This window comes from Amycolatopsis sp. (genome assembly GCF_036008905.1).
Classification (GTDB): domain Bacteria; phylum Actinomycetota; class Actinomycetes; order Mycobacteriales; family Pseudonocardiaceae; genus Amycolatopsis.
This window is the reverse complement of the sequence record NZ_DASYMU010000018.1, coordinates 1-1,735: the sequence shown is the minus strand read 5'-3', so window position 1 is coordinate 1,735 and position 1,735 is coordinate 1. Positions and strand designations below refer to the sequence as shown.

Annotated in this window: 2 protein-coding genes and 1 pseudogene; all 3 read left to right on the top strand. The window is 66.3% G+C overall.

What is annotated here, in order from left to right; translation table 11 throughout:
- Positions 1 to 231 (top strand): annotated as a pseudogene (locus tag VGP60_RS03435) (ABC transporter permease); the annotation flags it as partial.
- A gap of 51 nt (positions 232 to 282) precedes the next feature.
- Positions 283 to 714: a nuclear transport factor 2 family protein gene (locus VGP60_RS03430; protein WP_327546355.1), complete on the top strand. Its 432-nt coding sequence runs from the start codon at positions 283 to 285 to the stop codon at positions 712 to 714.
- 24 nt (positions 715 to 738) lie between these two features.
- On the top strand, positions 739 to 1,692 hold the full coding sequence (locus VGP60_RS03425) for a hypothetical protein (RefSeq protein WP_327546354.1): 954 nt from the start codon (positions 739 to 741) through the stop codon (positions 1,690 to 1,692).
- Positions 1,693 to 1,735: the final 43 nt, after the last annotated feature.

Here is a 1,735-nt window from a genome sequence, read left to right as displayed (position 1 = left end):
AACCTGCTGACGTCCATCGCGGCACCGCTGCTGACCTGGATCGCCGAAGCACAGAAGGGGTTGCCCGGGCCGAACGCCGGGGCGCTGGTCGCCGGGCTCGGCGCCTCGACCACCACGCCAGGCGTGTCACAGCTGGTGGGATCGGGCCAGGCGGCGCTGGTCGTCGCCGGATACCTGCTGGTGTTCGGTGGCGTGGGTGGCTGGCTGTTGCAGCGCAGGGACATCGGGTGACCTGGTGAACTTTTGTTGACCGCTTGGACCACTATCGCTATTGTGGTCCAAGTGGTCAACAAAGCATCGGAGGGCGAGATGACATCGGCAGCCGAAGAGAACAAGACGGTCGTCCGCGAAGCGTTCGACACGTTGTTCAACAAGCGGGATTACGCGGCGGCAGAACGATTCTGGGCCACCGACTACCTTCAGCACAGCGCGCACATCCCACCGGGCAGGGACGGGCTTTTCGGCCTGATCAAAAGCCTTCCCAAGGAGTTCAAGCACGAACTCGAACTCATCATGGCCGACGGCGACAAGGTGTTCGTGCGCGGCAGGTTCTCCGGCCACGGCCAGCCAGCACCCTGGATCGTGGTGGACACCGTGCGTCTCGAAAACGGTCTCCTCAAAGAACATTGGGACGTCGTCGAGGACGAAGTCACCCGCGAAACCTCGGCCAGCGACCTGCCCATGTTCGGCGACACGTTCGCCGACGAGCGCTGATTCCCTTTCCACCGAAGGAATACCATGCTTAAGCAGTCCCTGACGGCGATACTCGTCACCGTCCTCACCACCGTGTCCGCCGCCTCGGCGACGGCCGCGACCGCGCCGGTGTCAAACCCGCGAATCCAGGTCCACTTCGATCTCGCCGCCGGGCAGCAGCCGGAGAACATCGCCTTCGAACCGGACGGCAGCGTCGATCTCGTGCTGGCGGGCAGCTACCAGCTCGCCAACGTCAACCGGCGCGGCGAAACCCGTGTCCTGGCAACACTTCCCACTCCCGCCGACGGTGGCGTCAACACCCCCGCCCTCGGTTTCGCCCTCGCCACCGGCCTGGCGCGCACCTGGGACGGAACCCTGTACGTCGGCTTCGCCGCGGGCTCCGACGAGCTGACCGGAATCTGGAAGGTACGCCCCGGCGGGGTCCCACACCGCATCGGTGTGCTTCCGGCGACCAGCTTTCCCAACGGCATGGCCCTGAACCAGCTCACCGGCGACCTCTTCGTCTCCGACTCCGCGCTCGGCCGCATCTGGCGGGTCCCGACCCGTGGCGGCACGCCGAGTGTCTGGCTCAGCGATCCCGCGCTCAACCGTGACGGCCTGCTCGGCGCCAACGGCCTCAAGCTCCACAAGGGAGCGGTCTGGGCCACCAACACCGACAGCGGCACGCTACTGCGAATCCCGTTCACCCCAAGGGGAACCGCGGGACCGGTCGAAGCCAAGGCCACCGGCATGCCGGGGATCGACGACTTCGATTTCCCGGGAACCGGTGACACGGTGATCGCCGCGCTCAACGCGCCCAACGAGGTCGTCCTGATCAAGCCGGACGGTGCACACTCCCCCGTGCTCACCGCCGAAGACGGCCTGAGCGGCCCCACTTCCCTGGGTATCCGGGGAAACACCCTCTACGTAGGCAGTGCGTCGTTCCTCCTCCGACAGGACCCGAACCTCCTGCTGGCGGACCTCTCCCGGCACCACTGATTACCCCAAAGCGGCGTGGGGGGCATTGAGTGCCCCCAACGCC

What these genes read in the sequence shown, in the direction of transcription:
- VGP60_RS03425 (WP_327546354.1), top strand. Translation starts at nt 739, where the DNA reads ATGCTTAAGCAGTCCCTGACGGCGATACTCGTCACCGTCCTCACCACC.